The sequence below is a fragment of the Pseudomonas sp. AO-1 genome (assembly GCF_019775695.1).
Lineage (GTDB): Bacteria > Pseudomonadota > Gammaproteobacteria > Pseudomonadales > Pseudomonadaceae > Aquipseudomonas > Aquipseudomonas parakoreensis.
Window position 1 is genome coordinate 4,581,134 of record NZ_CP079947.1, and the last position, 17,597, is coordinate 4,598,730.

The window sequence follows — 17,597 nt, forward strand, 5'->3', positions numbered from 1 at the left end:
ACGGGTCATTATGGATGAAAAAGTATTTGAGCCGTTCGACTTACTCCGTGGGCATCAAAATTCGCGCTTCCACTCCAATTTCTTGAAGGAGAAAGAGTAGCCCTCCGCCTTCGATGAGCTCGATCGGCTTGTCTTTAGCAAATTCGAATGCATCTGGACCATAACCACTAGTTGTAACCAAAATTCCCTTATTAGCACCTTCATTCATCATCGTTCCGTAGAGGTCACGAACTGCTGAGACGCCGACGGTGTGTTTATACCGCTTTGCTTGGATAACCACCTTTCCACCTAAGATCGGACGAGGGTCGTACGCAATACAATCGACTCCTCCATCGCGGGAGGATCTAGTGAGTTTTGACTCTAATCCCATTTTCCCAAACAAATTCGCTACGAGCGCTTCAAACTCATAGGGGTTCAAATCCATAAGATTTGTGGCTGAACTGAGTTGAGACGCAAGATCTTGTTGATCAACAAATCGCTTGTCGACCATGTTGAATTCAATAATTGGTCTAATCGGTTGTGCCTCGCTAGGTGAACGCGAAACATGCGCACCGAGATTTTTAAGGCAAACGGAACGATCAACGCGCGCAAGATCGATTTTCGTAAAAGTTTCACGGGTAGCTCGTACTGATACAAGATGTGGCTGCACACCGAGTCCGGTCGCAGGATCGATAGTATTTACGTAGCCGTTGAAACAACATACCTCTATAAACTCTCCCTGGTCTGCCTCATAAAGCTCATGGATACACCTGAGCGCAATACTTGCGACTAGATCGGCATATAAAGATTTGATTTCTGCGGGTTTGCGTTGCTTAGTAGTGACCTCGTCTTTGGACTTTACGTAGCGGTACTCTGCAACTTCAGGAATGATCTCCGATGTAGGCATCTCATATTCGACTACAAGTTGTTTCGATTCAGGCACGAAGGCCAAAGAAAAATTCTGCGGGAAGCCTTCTGGATAATCAGATTTTTCAAGAACCATGCTGCAATAAGCAATAATCGACTCCGGGTCTCCTTCATAGTAGGAGTAACGGAACGCATCGACTTCGGAGTCGCGGAGTGCCTTTTTTTCAAGAAGCGCGGACACACCTTCGTCATAGAAATTCCGCGCGCTTTCCAGCGCTTCCAGACGCTGGATATTCTGAGCTTTACATTCTTCTTCACTTGCGTTGAATTGTTCTAATGCGGCCCTCAGCTTATCAGCATGTTGGGCTTTGAATTTTGGTATAAACGAAAGATACCAGGGCAACGGAGCAACCTTCGAGGTGAAGAACTCCTGTGAAGGCCCCTCTACATTAGTAGTCAACGCTTTCGCTGGAGTAAAGGGGGGCGGGTTGTCAGTGATTCGAAGGGAGTCGAATGTAACAGTATCATCCACCATCAATGCTGCCGACAAAATGGATTGCAATCCTTCTATCCAAAATAGAATGGTTGCGTTTCCGTCGCGGACTTCCTGCTCGCGAAACTCCAAGTAATTTTGTTTTGCAGCTCGCTCAGATTCGCGATCATATCGAACTCGTTCACGCTCGCGAATCGCATGCGCTCTGAGCTGCTGGCGTTCAGCACGATCAGCTGCACGGACAACTGCACGGCGCTCGGACTCATTCAGCCTTTGCTGTTTCGCTGTCTCCCGGGCAATTGCTCGGATTACTTTCTCGAATCCACTTCGCTTTGCCATACATGCCGCCTCCTTACTAGTGGCATGATGGTATCAAAAGATAATCCTCGCTGAATACGGAGTTGGACGTTTCGGGTTGCGTACCAAAAATCAATTTTCAGGTTGAGGTGACCGCTTTTGGCCGATAGCGGTCGCTTGCATACGTCCGCTTCTGGCCGCAAGCTACCTTTCACGATTGGCACCCGATGGCCGGAAGGCGCCCTGGCGAGAGCTTGCTTTCTTGGCCGATCCGGGAGCGTGCGATTCGGGTTGCTCATCCGGCTCGGAACCAGATATAAAGCGAATGCGCTTTGTATTCAGGGGAATACGAGCATTCATCAGGTGATCACGGATGTACATCTACAAAATGGTTCAAGTGCCGCCAAACATTGAAGTTCGTGCGAAGGAACACCGGGGGAACGAGGCCGCTGTTTATCTACAAAATGTGGTCAACACTCATGCTGAGGATGGGTGGGAGTTCTATCGGATTGACACGATTGGCGTTTCAGTCAAACCGGGATGCTTCGACGCGTTAATGGGGAAGAAAAACGTGCTGAACCACTATTACGTAATTTCTTTGCGCAAGCCCCGATGATCAAGCTTTGCGCCGTATCAGCAATTCGCTGCTATCAGCGAATTGCTCCCTCTAGATTGCGAGATGCCTGCCGATTTGAGCCGTCCTGTTCAAACTATGCGATACAAGCCATCGAAAAGTATGGCGTTCTAAACGGCTGCCGCATGGCTGTGGGCCGCATCTGCAGGTGTCGGTACCCGAACGGCGGGGAAGATTTTCCCTGAATAATTCGGACAGTGAGCCCCGCCACCTTAACTGTTCAGCAATGCTTGCCATGATCCTGACGGTCTGCTTTTGGCCGATAGCGGACGATTTACTACCTACAGTTGATCGTCCACAATTGGTCCAAGCGAGTCGTGTAGCTCTGACTCATCATTTCACGCCGCATGGCCCACGCTGGGCTACTAGGGACACTCGCCGCTCGCAGCGTCCCCTTTCCCCACCGTTCGTTGATCTGATCCAGTACGGCCATCACCCTGGTAGATTTGGTCGGTTGAGAAGCCGCAAACAGATCATCCGTGTATTCGCCGGGCTGACACAGGCTCATCAGCAATACCTCCGCCTTGCTGTACTTGAAACCAGGGCGATATACCCGATCCAGCGCATCAACTGCGGCCCTGGTGAGTAGCCGGACATCATCCGTGGGGTAAGGCATATCGATCACCACACCATTGGCGTATTTCGCCTCCTCAGGATTGAACATCCCGGTGCGGATGCTCACGCGCACTTTTTTGCACAGCGACTTTTGCGCCCTCAGCTTTTCCGAGGCGCGCATCATGTATGTGGCCACCGCCTCCTTGATCGGTGCCAGTTCCGTCAGCCGGGTGCCGAACATTCGACTGCAGCAGATCTCCTGCTTCGGAGGATCGGGGTCATCCAGTTCCAGACAGGGGGTGCCGGCCAGTTCGCGCGCCGTCTTTTCGATCACCACACTGAAGTTTTTGCGTAGCGTCCAAGGATCAGCTTTTGCCAGATCCATCGCACTCTTGATTCCCATCGTATCCAGGTGCGCTTTCATTCGACGCCCTATACCCCACACCTCTGAAACGTCTGTGTTGCGCAGCACCCAGTCACGCTTAGTTGGGTCGCAAATATTGACGACACCGCCCGTCTGCGCCTGAAGGCGTTTAGCCGTATGGTTGGCCAGCTTGGCCAAGGTCTTGGTGTGCGCGATGCCGACACCGACCGGAATGCCAGCGCACCTCAGCACCTGACTACGGATCTGTCTACCGAGGCCGTCCAAATCGGTGATTCCGGCGAGATCGACGAAGGCTTCGTCGATGCTGTAGACCTCGACTGCGGGCACCATAGACTCAATCAGCGTCATGACGCGCTCACTCATGTCCCCGTACAGCGCGTAGTTCGAGGAGAACGGGACGATGCCGTGCCGCTTAAGCTTGTGTTTGATCTGGAAGTACGGCTCGCCCATTTTCACGTATGGCTTGGCGTCGTAGCTGCGGGCAATGACGCAGCCGTCATTATTCGATAAGACAACGATGGGGACCTTTGCCAGGTCAGGACGGAACACTCGCTCGCAGCTGGCGTAGAAACTGTTGCAATCGATCAGGCCGAACACCGGCACCCGCTTAGACATGACTGCGTACACTACCAATGATTACGCCCCAGATCGCCAGCTCATCGCCTTCCAGCACGTAGCGCGGTGGGTACTTGGGATTCTCGGACAGGAGGATCACCTCTTTTCCACGGATGCACAGCCGCTTGCAAAGCGGATCATTGTTAAGCAGCGCAACAACAATATGCCCATGTGCCGGTTCCAGTGAACGATCCACTACCGCCAAATCACCGTCGAAGATTCCTGCCCCCTGCATGCTCTCTCCGGCAATTTTCACCAAGTAAACATGCGGGGCCCGGATGTTGAGCACTTCGTCGAGCGAGATGTGGGTTTCGATGTGATCCGCTGCCGGCGAAGGAAAACCTGCCGGCACCCGAAAAAGACAAAGAGGTAATTTCCGACCGGCCACAGCAATAGGGCCTAGGATTGAAAAGCTCATGACGCACGACTTCCGATACTGTACGAATATACAGTTAACGTTCAGAACGGCACTCGGTCAATTTCTGTAGGAAATATCGGATAAACGGGAGGGCGGGGACTAAAGAATGACAACCAGCATCCGTCAGAACAACCCACCCAACACTACCGGCTCCCAGTTCATGATTACCAGCTCGCCACTGACTTCAGCCTTACCCTGCCGCTGATTGGCTGTGGTGTAGCGGATGTCCAGAGTCTCAAAGTGGAAGGCTTTGAACACACGGCGGATATCGGGATGATCGTTGATGCTGACCATCACCTTGCCTTTGCAGCGGCGCATGAAGTCGGCCATCCGTTCATAGTTCTCGAAAGGAAAGTCCACGCCATACCCGGCGGTCTGCCAGTAAGGCGGGTCCATGTAGTGGAAGGTATGGGCACGGTCGTAGCGTTCCGCGCATTCAAGCCAGGGCAGGTTTTCGACGTAGGTACCGGACAGGCGCTGCCACGCGGCCGAGAGGTTTTCCTCGATGCGTAGCAGGTTGATGGCCGGGACAGTGGTCGCAGTGCCGAATGTCTGACCCGAGACCTTGCCGGCGAAGGCATGGTGCTGCAGGTAGAAGAATCGGGCGGCGCGCTGGATGTCGGTGAGGGTTTCGGGGCGGGTCATTTTCTGCCATTCGAACACCTGCCGCGAACTGAGCGCCCATTTGAATTGGCGCACAAATTCTTCGAGGTGGTTCTGCACGACGCGGTAAAGCGTAACCAGGTCGCCGTTGATGTCGTTGAGGACTTCGACCGGCGATGGCTGGGGCTTCATGAAGTAGAGCGCGGCACCGCCGGCAAAGACTTCGACGTAGCATTCGTGCGGCGGAAAAAGCGGAATGAGGCGGTCGGCCAGGCGGCGTTTGCCGCCCATCCAAGGAATGATGGGTGTAGACATAAAAGCAAGACCTTTACTGTATGGATAAACAGGTGCTAGGCTCGCCGCGCTTTGTGCACGGAGCAAGAGCCTTGGCTGGACTTGCAGGGACCATCTGCAGGGACGGCGGCCGTTCTGAATGTTGACGCATCCGGACCGGCCGCTCTTTTTCACTTCGGTGTTGATACTTCTTTGGCGTATGCCTGACAGGCCGCGAGGGCAATCAGCCCCCGGTCGCCGTCGTTGGTGACGCCGATAATTCGTTGAGCATGCGCTGGGTCAAGTTCGGCTCTTGTGGTGCCATGAACCACGCTGCCGGTGGTGGTGGGGGTTGGCATCGATCCGTTGCCGCCACCGGTGGTGGCATCGAGGAGGACTGACAGGCGCAGATCAGCAGTGGCAAGGCGGTCGCGCAGGCGATCCTGATCACGTTGGACATCGCTCAAGGCTCGGTAATGGGTTTGTTCACTGGTAGTCAGGCGCTGCTCGAGCGCGAGGCGTTTGTTTTGTTCGGCACGCTGCTGCGCGGCCGAGGCCAGGGCCAGTTGATTGAGGGCTTCAGTGTGGAGGCGGGCCTGTTCGGCGAGTTGTTTGCCGTAGCGCCAATCCTGCACTTGCCAGGTGATAGCAGCGGATCCGCCGACCAGAGTGGTCAGCAGCACCACTTTGCCAAACAGCCGATACGGCACCGGGATCATTTCGCCTAGGCGCATAACACCGCCCTCGCCCGCTCCCACAACTGCAGGCGCTCCTGCAGACCATTCAGGCCGCCGTTGATCTTGCGGGTGATCTCCTCGCACGCGCCCTGATCCGCCAGAGCATTCAGCCCACGAACCCACCAGAACCACGCGGCCGACTCGGCGGCCCACTGCGGCAGCTCCAGCAGCTCCGGCGTGCGCAGCAAACGCTCGTCGCCGAACAGCGCAAAGCTGCAGCGCAGATAGTTGTTGTGGCCGGTGATCTGAATCAGCCCACGACCACGGTAGTGCTGGCCATCGCCGTCGGCCTCGGGCGAGTTGCCCAGCCGCGCGGCCAGAGTGCCAGTATCGTACTTGCTCAGGTATTGGTCGCCGCCAAGCTCACGCACGTAATTCAGTTCGCCGGATTCGTGCCCGACCTGGGCGAGAAATGCGGCCTGGCGTTGCGGTGTGTTGATCTGCCGGCGGACCATCGCCGCATTGAGCGCAGAAACAAAAACGCCCGCTTGGCGGCGGGCGTTGGGCATGATGCGTTGCAGCTGTTGTTCTGTCAGTGACATGGGGTTCTCCTCGGTTGTGGGACTTCGGCACTACTGCTTGATCTGAACAACCTTCAGATCCTTCGCCGGCTTTTTCTTTTTGCCTTTGGCTTTCGCCTTGCCTTTCTTGCCGCCGTTACACTCGACCGTCGTGCTCCAACCAGCCTGGGTGAAGACCTGCTCCACGGAGTCGACCAGGTACTCGCCGTCGAGTCCGACCTTAAAGCCTTGGGCGTTAATCGATCGTTCGGCAAACAGGTCGGTGCGTCCGGCCATCTCTAGCCGGACACCAGCGGTGGAGCGATTGAACGCGGTGAGACGTGCCTGAGCAGCGGCTTCGGCAGCTGACTTGTTTGGGTAGATGTGCCGGTCGGTGTGCACCGGCGGCAAGCCGTCGGGTGATTCGTCGTTGTCGAGGGTGACCACGGCGAGCCTGCCGGTCTTCTTGTCCTGATGCTTGGTCGATACGGCCTTGTGGGTATTGCGGTCGCCGAGTCTGAACTGAAAGCGGCTAACGTCTGGGCGGCGGATTGTCACCACACCGAGCGCCTTGCCCGACGCGCTCTGCCCCGCTTGCCGTGGCATCACCAGCAACTTGCCGTCGGCTACTTTGGCCGTGCAGTCGTACTGCTTGGCCAGACGGGTGATGAAGTTGAAGTCCGACTCGTTGAGCTGATCGGCGCGCGGCACCTTGGTCTGAACCGGGCAGACCGCTTGCCAGCCGTTGCGGGCGGCGACGTCGGCGACGATCCGCCACAGTGGCACGCTTTCCCAGCTTCCACTGCGAGTGGTCTTGCCACTGCCACGCATGTCGCTGGCCTTTCCAGTGATCACCAACGTATCCGGCGGGCCGGACAGCTCAATCTCGTCGACGACGTATCGGCCGATGCGGGTCAGTTTGGTTTCTGCGTAGCCGAGGTAAATCTCGATACTGGCCCCGCGTGGAGGCAGCACCACCGCGCCGTCACGGTCGTCGATGCGCAGCTCGAACTCGTCGGACTCCATGCCGGGTTTATCTGTGGTTTTCAGCTGCAGGAGGCGGTCGTTTATTCGTTGGGTTATGTCGGCACCGCCGGCGACGATGCGAAAGGTCGGGGTCATTATTTTTTCCAAAAAAAAGCCCGCACGGGGCGGGCTTTGGAGGGGTGAAACCAAGGGAGCAAATAGAACTACGGGGGACTATAGTTCATCAACTCCATAGCGCTATGCCATCCTCCGACGGCAGTGGCAGATCTGGTAACTCGATCACAATACCGGCCCGATAAGGTTGCAACTCATCGGCCAAGCCCTGATTAGCATCCAGCACCGCCTCGACCGTTCCGCTGAGATGCCCGTAGGCGTGGTAACACAGGGTGTCGAGTAGATCCCCGTCAGACGTTCTGCAGGTCATCGCCATAACGCACAAACTCCAAAGTGAACGCCTGCTTGCGCGGGATCCCGCCCTGCAGCAGCGCGCTCTGTTCTTCGTCGACGTTCTTCAAGCACCAGGTGCCGAGGACGTCGCCATAGCCGGTGGTCAGCGTCAGCGGCAGTTGCTGAGCGCCGAGGCTGCGAAGAGTGTCCAGTTGTTTGATGCCGCCCTTGAAGCCCGGAAAGATCGCGCCCTTAAGGGTGATTTTTTCCTCACCGATGCCCACTGCTTGCTGCGCCGGTCGCCGGGTCAGGCGTTCCTGCGAAGCCCAGCGGTATTCGGTCGAGCGCCGTAGCTCGTCGAAAGCGGCGGTGTCCAGGTTGAAGTAATACGGCACCGCCTTAGGATCCAGCGGCTGTACGATCAGCAGGTGCGGGAACGGCTTCACCGTTTCCGGTACCGGCGTCGCGTCACCGGCCAGCGATCCGGTTGGCATGATGTTCCCCAGCGATGGGCTAACCTTGCCGGCGATCTTATTGATCGCGGTCGACGCCCGAGCAGCCTGTTCCTTCAATTGGCCCATGCGCTCATCGATCTCTGACACGGCTCGCGTGGCCTTGTTGTAAGTGGCTACCACTTGGCCGACCTTGGCCTGGGCGGCATTCACCCCCCGCATCACACGCTGCAGCTTTTCCCCGATTGCCGGACCGACAAATGGAATGCCTTCAAGCTCCGAGGCAGCGCCGCTGATCTCGCTGATCGCGCCGTTGACCGGTCCCATCATGCTGTCAAGGCTACGCCGCCCGGTCTCCCCCGCCGCTGCCAGTTGCTTGAGCCCTGACTGCAGCTGTTCCATGTAGGCCATCAGTCCTCCTTACACATGCGGTTCATCATAGAGTTTGCGGTTCTGCAGCTGCTGCGTGGCCTGCTGCATTTGCTGCGCGATGTAGGGCTGCAGCTCTCGCGCCATTTGCGCCGGATCCTTGGCATCGCCCTGCACGGTAATGTGCAGCGGCGCAGAGATCTCGACACGTTGTTCGACCTTCGGTGTTTCGGATCGGGGAGTCGGGATCGGTGCTGCCAGCAGAGGTGGCGGGATCGGAAGGCTGGCAGGCGTGGCCAGCGAACGGGCGACATCACCCAACGCTGCAGCGTCGGCTGGGCGCTCAGGGAGCAACTTATTGACCGTGGGCACTGCAGGTGGTGTTACACCCGGCGCAAGCGGGCCGGTGGCGGATTTCGGGGCGAATGATCGGGCGATGTCACCCATCACCGGCGGCAGGTTTTTTCCGGCATCGGCCATCATCAATGGCCCGGCGTCCGGTACACGCTTGAGCGACTCGTCGGCGCCGAACAGTTTCTTGCCCAGAAAACCTCCCGCCACATCGCCGCCCATGTAACCGAGGTATCCGCCGATCATGCCGCCGACGATGTTGCCAATGATCGGCACTGCCGAACCAATAGCGGCGCCTGCAGCTGCACCGGCCAAAGTACCGGCCAGCCCACCGGCTGCCTCGCCGTAGCCTTCGGCTTTCTCATCCTGAGTCACAGCATTTTCGTAAGTGTCAAAGGCCTTGAAACCAGCATCGACCACTGCCAGAAAGGCAGGGCCTTTCATGCCATCGACGATCTTGCCACCACGGCCACCACCTCCACTGCTGCCACCCTTACCGCCTTTGCCTTTCTTGCCTTCGCCGCCACCGAGGTCGTCGGCATCCAATCCACCGCCGGCACCCGGCAGGTTGGTGACGATCACTTTTTGCGGGATGTTCGGGTTGCCCAGCAAGGTGCCACGCCCGAGGTTCATCAGGCCCTTGCCCACTTTGTAGGCATTGACCACGCCTCTGAGCGCGATGAGTCCAGCCACCGCCGTGCCGATGCCGAGCGTGACCCGTGGAAACTCATCGGCGAAGCCCGAGAGCTTGCGACTGACGTTGTTGATGCCGTCAGCCACGCCGTCGGTGACCGGCCGGATCGCATCGCCGATGCTGCGCATGGCGTCATCCATGGACTGTGCCATCTCGGACCATTTCTGCGCCGAGGTTTGCCGGCGTTCGGCGAGGTTCTTGTCGAGGATCCCGGTGGCATCGGCCGAGTCCTTTTTCAGCTGGTTGTACAGATCCTTGTTCTGCATGTACGCGGTTAGAGCCGCTTTCACCTGCATGTCGGCAAACAGGTCACCGGTGCGCAAAGCCTCCTCCAAAGACTTCATCATGGCCTTGGCTTTCTCGGGATCAGCCTCTTTGCTGATCGCGGCTGTGGCCTTGGCCATCTCGGCGGCCCGTTTCGGATCGGTCGCTTCGATGTACTTCTGCGCCAAGGCAAAGCTGGATTCCAGTGTGGACATGCCGTTTTGCAGACCGGTCTGCATCGAGCCCTTGTAGTCGATACCGGCCTTTTTGTAAGCGTCGACCGTCTCGCCGGAGCCGATTTTTTCCATCCAGTTTTTGAGGTTGTTGGCCGCCTCATCCGAACCGCCGGCCGTTTTCATTTGCACCTGAAGCATGGCGCCCAGCTGCGTCACCGAGTCCATGCCGGTAATACCCAGTTTGCCCATGCCGGCTAGAAGCTCAGGGAACCACTTGGCCATGTCGACCGCTTCGAAGCTGCCTGCTTGGCCCTGATAGGCGATGGCTTCCAGCGCTTTTTCCATCACCTTGGGGTCAGTGATCTTGGCGTTCTGACCTAGTGCGTTGATCATCTTGGCCGTTTCAGTGCCATCCGATCCCTGGCCCACGGCAAACTTGGCCGCCGTCGGTGCATAAGCCAGCGCCTTATCCAGCTCCATGCCGGCACCGACCAGGGCGTTGACCACTTCTGCGACCTGGTTGCGCGCCATGCCGGTATCGCGAGACGTTTCGATCACCGTCTTGGATAACTGCGCCTCTTCCGGCGAGTTGGCAATGTTGGCCTTGATCGCGATGTCGCGAATGATCGCGCCGTAATCAGCACTGACCTTGGTCGGGATGGCGGCTGCAGCGGTCAGCGCACCGGCCTGACCGAGGGTGCTTTTCAGACCGGACCGGCCCTCCTCGATCTGCCGGTGACCCAGCGCTTTCAGTTCGGCGCCGGCGGCCACCCGGCCCATGGTGGCGTAAGCCTTGCTCAGCCGTCCCACCTCGACGCCTTGCTTTTTCAGCAGCGCGAGGTTCTTTTCATATTTGGCCAGCAGCTTGTCCGCGCCCTCGGCGCCGGTCGTGTGCGCCTTGCGCCATTCTTCACGCAAACGCATGGTGTCGCCGATGGTGTTCTGCAAGACTCGGGCTTTGCTACCCACCGAGTCCAGGTGTTTGATCTTGCTTTCGACGTCCTTGAACGCTTTGCCTACCGTCGGATCGACGGCGCCGCCAATGACAAAGCCAAGCGCGAGGTTCTTCGCCATGTGCGTGCCTTATGCGTCGGAAAGAGTTGAGCGGTGGCTCAGTCGGAGAGCCACCACACCAGTTCGTTGAAGGGCATGGCCGTGATCTCAGCCGCAGAGAACCCAGTTTCCCTGGCCATGCGCTTGGCCAGGATCTTCAACGTAGAGCCGTCGCATTTACTCGTCCGTGACCAGGCGAAAGTAGCCGGCCTGCAGGCGCATGTAATCGACCACCTTGAGCGCGATCAAATCCGCTTCCGGGGTCTGGGTCAGCGAAGCGAACAGCGACAGTTCGCGCTGCTCGGCGTCACCGTTGGAGGCCGCCTGTGCCGCCCGAACATCTCGCACGCACGGTGCACGCATCGTCAAGCGGTCGACCTGAACGCCATTGAGTTCAGTCGGGTGCTTGAGGCTGATCCGGAAACCTTCCTCCGTGATTTCCATCCACTTTGGCAGCGGCTGCTCCGGGGTGGTTTGAATTACTTGAGTCATTGCGTATTTCCTTAAAGGCCCAGGGCCGCACGTTCGTCTGCAAGCTGGTCGACGCCATCGATGACCAGCACCATGCCCAGCATGTCGATCTCGTAAATCACCCGGCCGGCGACTTCGAGCTTGTAGTAGGTCAATGCCATGTTGTGTTTGGTCTCGGCCTTCTCACCGGCCTTCCAGTCGCCCATGTCGACTTCCTTGATACCGCCACGCATGGTGACGATCACCGGGGTGACCTTGCCCTTGAGCCCCTTGAACGAACCTCGGAACACAGCGCTGCAGGCGGTGCGGTCGGACAAACCGAAGAATTTGAGCGCTTCGCGCCGCACACCATTGGTGGTAAAGCCGGCTTCCAGTTTTTCCACGCCGGTCGGGATCTCGACCTCGCCGGCCATACCGCCGCCTCGATAGGCTTCGGTTTTCAGCACCACCTTGGGCAGGGTCAGGCTCGGCATTTCGCCGGCAAAACTGACGCCGTCGATAAACCCGGCGCAGTTGGAGAGAACTTCAGGAATCATCAGGGTGCCTCCTTAGGCAGGTTCAAGCACTTCGGTCATCCACTCGTTGGTGACCTCAAAAAGGAAGTTCGGGTTTTCAGCCGGCGGCACGTCGGTGAAGCGGATACGCCAGTACACCTTGCCCTGCTCGATCTGGCTGGCGGTGTTCAATTCGTGATCCGGAAACACCTCGAAGTTGATTACCGCACCTTGGTTTTTCAGGTCACGCATGAACGCTTCCAGGCCGTCGGTGACGTCCTTGACGTAGGTCTTGGTGATCGAGCGGTCGACCGCCCATTTGTGGCCGGCCTGCACCGCATCCATGAGGATGAACAGCGTGCGCACGCGGGTGACGAACGCCCATTTCGGATCGCTCGACAGCGTGCGGTTACCCCAAAGTCGGTAGCCGTCGTCACGAATGATCGTGGTGATATTGGCGTTGTTGAGCAGGTTGGCCCGGCAGGTCTCGTCGCCATCCAGGTACTCGACCGCACGGGTGGTGCCTGTGATGCCGGTGAATTCCTTGTTAGACGGCGAGGCCCAGAAACCGTAGGTCGCATCCGTCCAGGCAAACAGGCCGGCGGTCCACGCAGAGCCGGGAGCATCCACCGTCTTGCTTACTCCGGTATCCCAGAACTGCACACCGGGATCGACCATAAACAGGTTGCGACTGCCGAAATTGTCGGCGTAGGCCATGGCTTCCTCGTCGGTGGTGCATGGCCCGTCGATGATGCCAATGGCGCGCAGCTTCTGCGCTAGACCATCGATGGCAGTGGCCACCGCTTGCGTGGCCGAATGACCAGGTGCGATCAGCAAACGCGGTTGGGCGTTGAACAGGCTTTTGCCATCGAGCAGTGCCTGCAGGCCAGTACGCTGACCCGAAGCCAACACGCCGCCGATAATGGCCGATGTCTGCAGCGCCGGATCATCCATCTTCGGCACGCCAATGGCGACGATCACCGCCTTGGCTTTTTTGTAGATCGCCTGGCAGGCTCGGGTCATTGCCGATTCCGCGCCAAACGCTGCAATGGCTTCGCGCTCGGTGGTGATCAGCTTCAGCTCCCCAGCCTTGGCAGTGCCGCCGCCCAACACACCCGGCGTGAAGGTGTCGCACAAACCGATGATCGAGGAAGACGGCAGCGTGATGGTGCGCGCGCCGGTGTCGACCGCTGTGGTCGTGACGCCGTGAAAGAAACTCATAAGGCTCGTTCTCCAGAAACGAAAAAGCCCCGCGTGTCTGCGAGGCTTGAAGTGTTGATATTGCGTGAGGCGGAATGAGAAACGCCCCGTCAGTACGGGGCGTTCAGGTGGTTTGCGTTGCCAACCAGGTCGGTGCCGGCGGTCGGTGTTCGGCGAGCGGGAATTCTCCGACCTGCGGCCAGTCGCGCAACTGCCGGCGGTAGGCCTGCAACTCCGTGTACTGCTCGGCCGTGAGCGAAGTTGCGCCGCTTTCTTCCAGCTCGTCGCGATGCCGGGAAACCAGCGGATCGGTCAGGGCCAGCCGCCCGTCACGCCAAGCCCGTTCGACCGCTGCCAGTTCGTCAGCATCGAGCGGCGGCGGATCGATCAGCACCGGCTGACCATCGGGCCGGGACGACATTTTTTTTGGACTGGTCGACAACTCATCGAGCAGCGCCTGCCAGACACTTTCCGCCACCTCGACCACGTCCGCCGGCATGTTCGTGCCATGAATCTCAGGGCGATAGGCCCCACAAATGGACGGACTGAAATACACGATTTTGCTCATTTTTAGTTCCCCATAGCCCGCCACCAGACTGTCCAGTTCACTGCCGATGCATTGGCTGAGTTTTGCAATCGCAACGTACAACCCGTCGCCGTAACGCTCCCCCCCATGACTGCGGACATAAGACTCAGCGAACCCACATGATTAAAGATGATATTGCGGCAGCCATTTGGAAACGGGATAGGAAATGTGACGTACACATAGCCGTTCGCATCGGTGACGCCTGTTCCCCACTGCTCAATGAGGCCGTTGGCATTTTTCGCCCACCCCGAGCCAGAAATGCTCGATGCAAACTCCGTGGAGTATTTCAGGGTGGCGGGCCCCTCCTCAAACACCCAATTGGTTTCACCGCACACCAGAACACCAGCCGACCCCGTCGGGATAATGACGCTGTTCACGGTTTTGGCGAGGGCGACGATAGTATCCGTCGTCCCTTGTCGGCTAACCACAATGTCGCCACTTGACGAGTTTTGAATATAAAACTTTGACCCGACAGGACTGGCGGCCAACAGCGGAAGTGTCCAAGTACCAGCCACATTGCCGACGATGCGCCGCCCAGCCAGGGCTGGCGTAAGCGTGGTAGCCGACGTGGTGATATTCGTTTGCCCGCTGAAGTTACCCTGGGCTCGCTGCACAAATTCAGTCGTGGCCAACGCCTTGCCGTTATCGAACTGCGGCTGCGTGAAGAAGTGCGCTCCACTCAACGTACCCGCGAAGCGCAACGCCGCCATGCCGCCGATCAACCGCCACTGATCTTGCAGACGGATGAATTCGGCCGTGTCGCCCAAAGCCAGCACCAACGGGCCGGCCACGCCGGTCGAGGTATAGACCACGTCAGTCCCCGAACCTACGATTTTCAACCCGCCCGGGCCGGCGCTGACCAGCGTGATCGTGGCTCCCTGCGCAACACCTGCTGTCGGCGGCAAGATCGCCGTGAGCTGTGCTGCGGCAGAGAAACTGTGAAGGCCGCCGACGTGCGCTGCCGAAAGCACCAGACTCGCATCGTTGGTCGTGAACCCCGAAAACTCGATACCGCGCCGCTTGAGAAATTCAGTCGTCACAAGCGACTTGCTGCTGTCGAACTGCGCCGGCGTGGGAGCCGTGGGGTTGCCGGAAAACGTCGGCGAGAACAACCGGGCAAATCCGTCTGTGATGTCCTTGAACGTCAGCGCGGTGGTGCCCACGACAATCGGGCCATCCGTCACCAGTTGCCAGATCGTGTCGGCCTGAGTTGCGCCAACCTCGACCGCCACCGTCAGATTCGGCGTCACCTTGGTGTTGTTGTCCGCATCCTTGGCCCGCACCCAAGCACCTACCGCCGCCACCCATGGACCATTGTCCTTGGCCAACGTCTGGTTCTTCACCAGTACCCGGTCACCGGCGTTCAACGAAACCCCGTCCACCACCTGCAAACCGACCAGGTTGATATTGGCCGTGGTGGCTGCTCGCACCGACTGCTTGATGTCGAGCTTGCTCAGCTCCTCAAGAATGCGTGAATCGACCCACTCACGCGTTGCCAGCACCACCGCCGGATCGATCTTGAGACTGATCTGTGCGGTACTGGAAACAATGAGGTTCATCCGCACCACCTGCGTACGTCCCGAGCCCTGCGACAGAATTGGCTTGAAGCTCGGCGCACAGTTGGCCACCGCTACCAGATCGCCGTCCGCATCGTACAGTCCGACCTCACGAATCCAGCGGCCACCCTCATCGGCTGGAATCACCTGCTCGGCGATGATCACTGCCGCATTGATCGGATCAATGCGTAGCTGATTCAGCGGCCGCCGGCGCCACTCGTTGATCAGTTTGGTTTGCTTGGCGCTTGGCTGCGGGTCAGTGCCGTTCGCATCGCCCAGGCCCATCTGTGTAATGTTCCAGGGAACCCCAAGCACGTTGGCATTCGCCAGCTTGGCGGCACCCACGTCCGTGAGGATCGCGAAGAACTTCGAATTCTCATCAATCATGAATAAATGTCCAAGGTGTCAATGGAGTGTTCCCGCCCAACCACACCGAAGTTGCCGGTGACGTTGATGTCCTGCATTTCAGGCGGGTAAATGTCGAGTTCATCGCCGTCGTAGAGGCATGCACCCACATTCAGGTTGCCTTGCGTCTCAAGGCTGATGGCCAGCCCCGTCAACTTGCGGCTAACCGGTTTGGCGTCATCGATCAGGCGTTCGAGTTCGAGGTACATTTCCTCGGTGATGCCGGTATCCAGTACCCCGACCTTCAACGCAAAAGTGCCCGGCACGCCTTCTGGCACCGTGTTGAACCATTCGGCGATCTCGATCAGGTAGCCCAGCGGTTCGACGACTCTGCGCAAGGCACCGATGGTGCCCTTGTGTTTGTGGATAAAGAACGACGCCTTGATGGCCGCGCGCTTGACCGGTTCCGACCAGGCTGGATCCCAGCGGTCGACCGACCAGGCCCAGGCCAGATGCGGCAGCAAGTGCTCCGGACAAGTGTCGGGGTTGTACAACGTGCGCAACGGAATCAACGTGGTCTCGGCGAAGGTCGCCTCGATACCCCGTTCCAGGGGAGTGCTGTTGAGCGGCAAAAGACTGCGCATGTCAGCCTCCCAGCACGACGGTGTAACCCGTGCAGTACGCGGCCTGCGCCTTGGTGGGTTTGAGATCCTGCCAATCCTTTAGCTCCACCCGCCCCACGCCGGCGACATGCAACTGCGCATCGACGCCAGACCGGGCCACCTCGACGCCCAATCGGCGCCTTGGATTGATCCAGGCCTGCAATCGACGGATCGCCTCGGTAAGCGCCGCGTCGTTCTCGGGGCCGGCGCCCTTCATGTGAAGCACGGCGTCGACCCGGTAACGCAGGATCTCCGCACCGCGCACGGTGACGCGGTCGCCAACCGGGCGCACGTCGTCATCGTTCACCGCCTTCGCGACCAAGGCCAGCAGTTCCGGTTCGGCCGTACCGTCACCCTCAAGTCCCAGCACCGTGACGTCGACGCAGGCCGGCGCCGGGCTTTCCGCCGTGGCATCGGCGACCAGCGCCGACGCGTTCCGTGCATGGAGGATGTAGCTATTGCGGGGGCCGGCCGTGGTCAGCCCTTCGTAAGCCAGTTGCACCCGTTCACGCAGCGCATCGTGAGACTCCATCACCGCCTCAACGGGCGGTACGGCCACCGGATCCGCCGCCTGGATCACCAGACGTTTGAGGTTGACGTTGGCGGCCAGGTGATCCAAATCGGCACCGGTGGCATAGGCCAACAACTGAGCCTTGGCCGCGTCGTTGACTCGCGCCCGATTGCCGAGCTTGATGTAGCTACCGACCTCCAGCAGTTTGGTCACCGGATCGCTTTCCAGCGAAGCGGTCCAGTTCTGTCCCATGTGCCCTCGGAACACGTCCAGCGCTTCGCTGTAGGTGTCTTCAAAGTCCAGCGGCTCCAGCACGTCCGGCGCCGGCAGCTCCGACAGATCTACCAGGGTACTCATACCCACACCTCCAACGTGCCGCGTTCACCGAGGTACTCGCCGCTGATCTTGAAATTGATTTTGCCGCCGAGGACGGAGACAACCACGATGCGCTCAAGCTTGAGTCGCGGCTCCCATTGATTGAGTGCCCGCACTGCCTCAGCCTGCGCCGCGCTCTTCCAACCTTCGTTGATCGGCAGGTCAACCATGCGCCGAAGCTTGCTGCCGTACTCCGGCCGTTCACGACGGCTCAGCAACGGTGTGCCGAGGATGTCCGCCACCGACTGACGTAGATGCTCGATGCCGGAGATGGGCTGCCCGGTGTGGCGATCCATTCCGATCATCGG

At 58.7% G+C, this 17,597-nt stretch carries 20 protein-coding genes; 2 read left to right on the forward strand and 18 right to left on the reverse strand.

Annotated elements, in window-relative coordinates; all coding sequences use genetic code 11:
• Window positions 1-40: 40 nt before the first annotated feature.
• Window positions 41-1,678, reverse strand: coding sequence for a restriction endonuclease (locus KVQ82_RS20680; RefSeq protein ID WP_222015497.1), 1,638 nt, complete (start codon window positions 1,676-1,678; stop codon window positions 41-43).
• A 331-nt stretch (window positions 1,679-2,009) separates the two neighbouring features.
• Between KVQ82_RS20680 and KVQ82_RS20685 the strand changes: the two genes are divergently transcribed.
• Together KVQ82_RS20685 and yidD are read left to right on the forward strand one after the other, a co-directional pair.
• Window positions 2,010-2,252: a hypothetical protein gene (locus KVQ82_RS20685; RefSeq protein WP_010457973.1), complete on the forward strand. Its 243-nt coding sequence runs from the start codon at window positions 2,010-2,012 to the stop codon at window positions 2,250-2,252.
• A complete protein-coding gene (gene yidD / locus KVQ82_RS20690; RefSeq protein WP_222015498.1) occupies window positions 2,249-2,455 on the forward strand; it encodes a membrane protein insertion efficiency factor YidD in 207 nt (68 codons plus the stop codon). Before KVQ82_RS20685 ends, yidD begins: the two co-directional genes overlap by 4 nt.
• A gap of 92 nt (window positions 2,456-2,547) precedes the next feature.
• On the opposite strand, the gene umuC is transcribed toward yidD, so the two are convergent.
• The 17 genes from umuC to KVQ82_RS20775 all read right to left on the reverse strand — a co-directional run bounded on the left by umuC (window position 2,548) and on the right by KVQ82_RS20775 (window position 17,594).
• The gene (umuC, locus tag KVQ82_RS20695; protein WP_222015499.1) at window positions 2,548-3,825 is read right to left on the reverse strand and encodes a translesion error-prone DNA polymerase V subunit UmuC; all 1,278 of its coding nucleotides are present in this window, start codon (window positions 3,823-3,825) and stop codon (window positions 2,548-2,550) included.
• Window positions 3,818-4,243, reverse strand: coding sequence for a LexA family transcriptional regulator (locus KVQ82_RS20700; RefSeq protein WP_096796959.1), 426 nt, complete (start codon window positions 4,241-4,243; stop codon window positions 3,818-3,820). Before KVQ82_RS20700 ends, umuC begins: the two co-directional genes overlap by 8 nt.
• A 123-nt stretch (window positions 4,244-4,366) precedes the next feature.
• Complete coding sequence (locus KVQ82_RS20705) at window positions 4,367-5,161, reverse strand: DNA adenine methylase (RefSeq protein WP_222015500.1); 795 nt, start codon at window positions 5,159-5,161, stop codon at window positions 4,367-4,369.
• Between the two features lie 149 nt (window positions 5,162-5,310).
• The gene (locus KVQ82_RS20710) at window positions 5,311-5,853 is read right to left on the reverse strand and encodes a lysis system i-spanin subunit Rz (protein ID WP_222015501.1); all 543 of its coding nucleotides are present in this window, start codon (window positions 5,851-5,853) and stop codon (window positions 5,311-5,313) included.
• Window positions 5,844-6,398: a glycoside hydrolase family 19 protein gene (locus KVQ82_RS20715; protein ID WP_222015502.1), complete on the reverse strand. Its 555-nt coding sequence runs from the start codon at window positions 6,396-6,398 to the stop codon at window positions 5,844-5,846. Before KVQ82_RS20715 ends, KVQ82_RS20710 begins: the two co-directional genes overlap by 10 nt.
• 30 nt (window positions 6,399-6,428) lie before the next feature.
• On the reverse strand, window positions 6,429-7,478 hold the full coding sequence (locus tag KVQ82_RS20720) for a phage late control D family protein (RefSeq protein ID WP_222015503.1): 1,050 nt from the start codon (window positions 7,476-7,478) through the stop codon (window positions 6,429-6,431).
• Between the two features lie 88 nt (window positions 7,479-7,566).
• Complete coding sequence (locus KVQ82_RS20725; protein ID WP_222015504.1) at window positions 7,567-7,773, reverse strand: tail protein X; 207 nt, start codon at window positions 7,771-7,773, stop codon at window positions 7,567-7,569.
• Entirely contained in the window at window positions 7,748-8,593 is an 846-nt protein-coding gene (locus KVQ82_RS20730) for a phage tail protein (protein ID WP_222015505.1), read from the reverse strand. The genes KVQ82_RS20725 and KVQ82_RS20730 overlap by 26 nt, the downstream gene beginning before the upstream one ends.
• 9 nt (window positions 8,594-8,602) lie before the next feature.
• On the reverse strand, window positions 8,603-11,110 hold the full coding sequence (locus KVQ82_RS20735; RefSeq protein WP_222015506.1) for a phage tail tape measure protein: 2,508 nt from the start codon (window positions 11,108-11,110) through the stop codon (window positions 8,603-8,605).
• Between the two features lie 156 nt (window positions 11,111-11,266).
• The gene (locus KVQ82_RS20740; RefSeq protein WP_222015507.1) at window positions 11,267-11,581 is read right to left on the reverse strand and encodes a phage tail assembly protein; all 315 of its coding nucleotides are present in this window, start codon (window positions 11,579-11,581) and stop codon (window positions 11,267-11,269) included.
• An 11-nt stretch (window positions 11,582-11,592) separates the two neighbouring features.
• Window positions 11,593-12,096 (reverse strand): phage major tail tube protein, encoded by a 504-nt coding sequence (locus KVQ82_RS20745; RefSeq protein WP_085683143.1) that lies wholly within the window; start codon window positions 12,094-12,096, stop codon window positions 11,593-11,595.
• Window positions 12,097-12,108: 12 nt separating this feature from the next.
• Window positions 12,109-13,275 carry a phage tail sheath family protein gene (locus KVQ82_RS20750; RefSeq protein ID WP_222015508.1) on the reverse strand — a complete coding sequence of 389 codons (1,167 nt, stop codon included), beginning with the start codon at window positions 13,273-13,275 and terminating at the stop codon, window positions 12,109-12,111.
• A gap of 103 nt (window positions 13,276-13,378) precedes the next feature.
• On the reverse strand, window positions 13,379-13,822 hold the full coding sequence (locus tag KVQ82_RS20755) for a phage tail assembly chaperone (protein ID WP_222015519.1): 444 nt from the start codon (window positions 13,820-13,822) through the stop codon (window positions 13,379-13,381).
• A 2-nt stretch (window positions 13,823-13,824) separates the two neighbouring features.
• A complete protein-coding gene (locus KVQ82_RS20760) occupies window positions 13,825-15,783 on the reverse strand; it encodes a phage tail protein (protein WP_222015522.1) in 1,959 nt (652 codons plus the stop codon).
• On the reverse strand, window positions 15,780-16,385 hold the full coding sequence (locus KVQ82_RS20765) for a phage tail protein I (protein WP_222015524.1): 606 nt from the start codon (window positions 16,383-16,385) through the stop codon (window positions 15,780-15,782). Before KVQ82_RS20765 ends, KVQ82_RS20760 begins: the two co-directional genes overlap by 4 nt.
• 1 nt (window position 16,386) lies before the next feature.
• On the reverse strand, window positions 16,387-17,271 hold the full coding sequence (locus KVQ82_RS20770; protein ID WP_222015543.1) for a baseplate J/gp47 family protein: 885 nt from the start codon (window positions 17,269-17,271) through the stop codon (window positions 16,387-16,389).
• Window positions 17,268-17,594, reverse strand: coding sequence for a GPW/gp25 family protein (locus KVQ82_RS20775; RefSeq protein ID WP_085683149.1), 327 nt, complete (start codon window positions 17,592-17,594; stop codon window positions 17,268-17,270). The genes KVQ82_RS20770 and KVQ82_RS20775 overlap by 4 nt, the downstream gene beginning before the upstream one ends.
• Window positions 17,595-17,597: the final 3 nt, after the last annotated feature.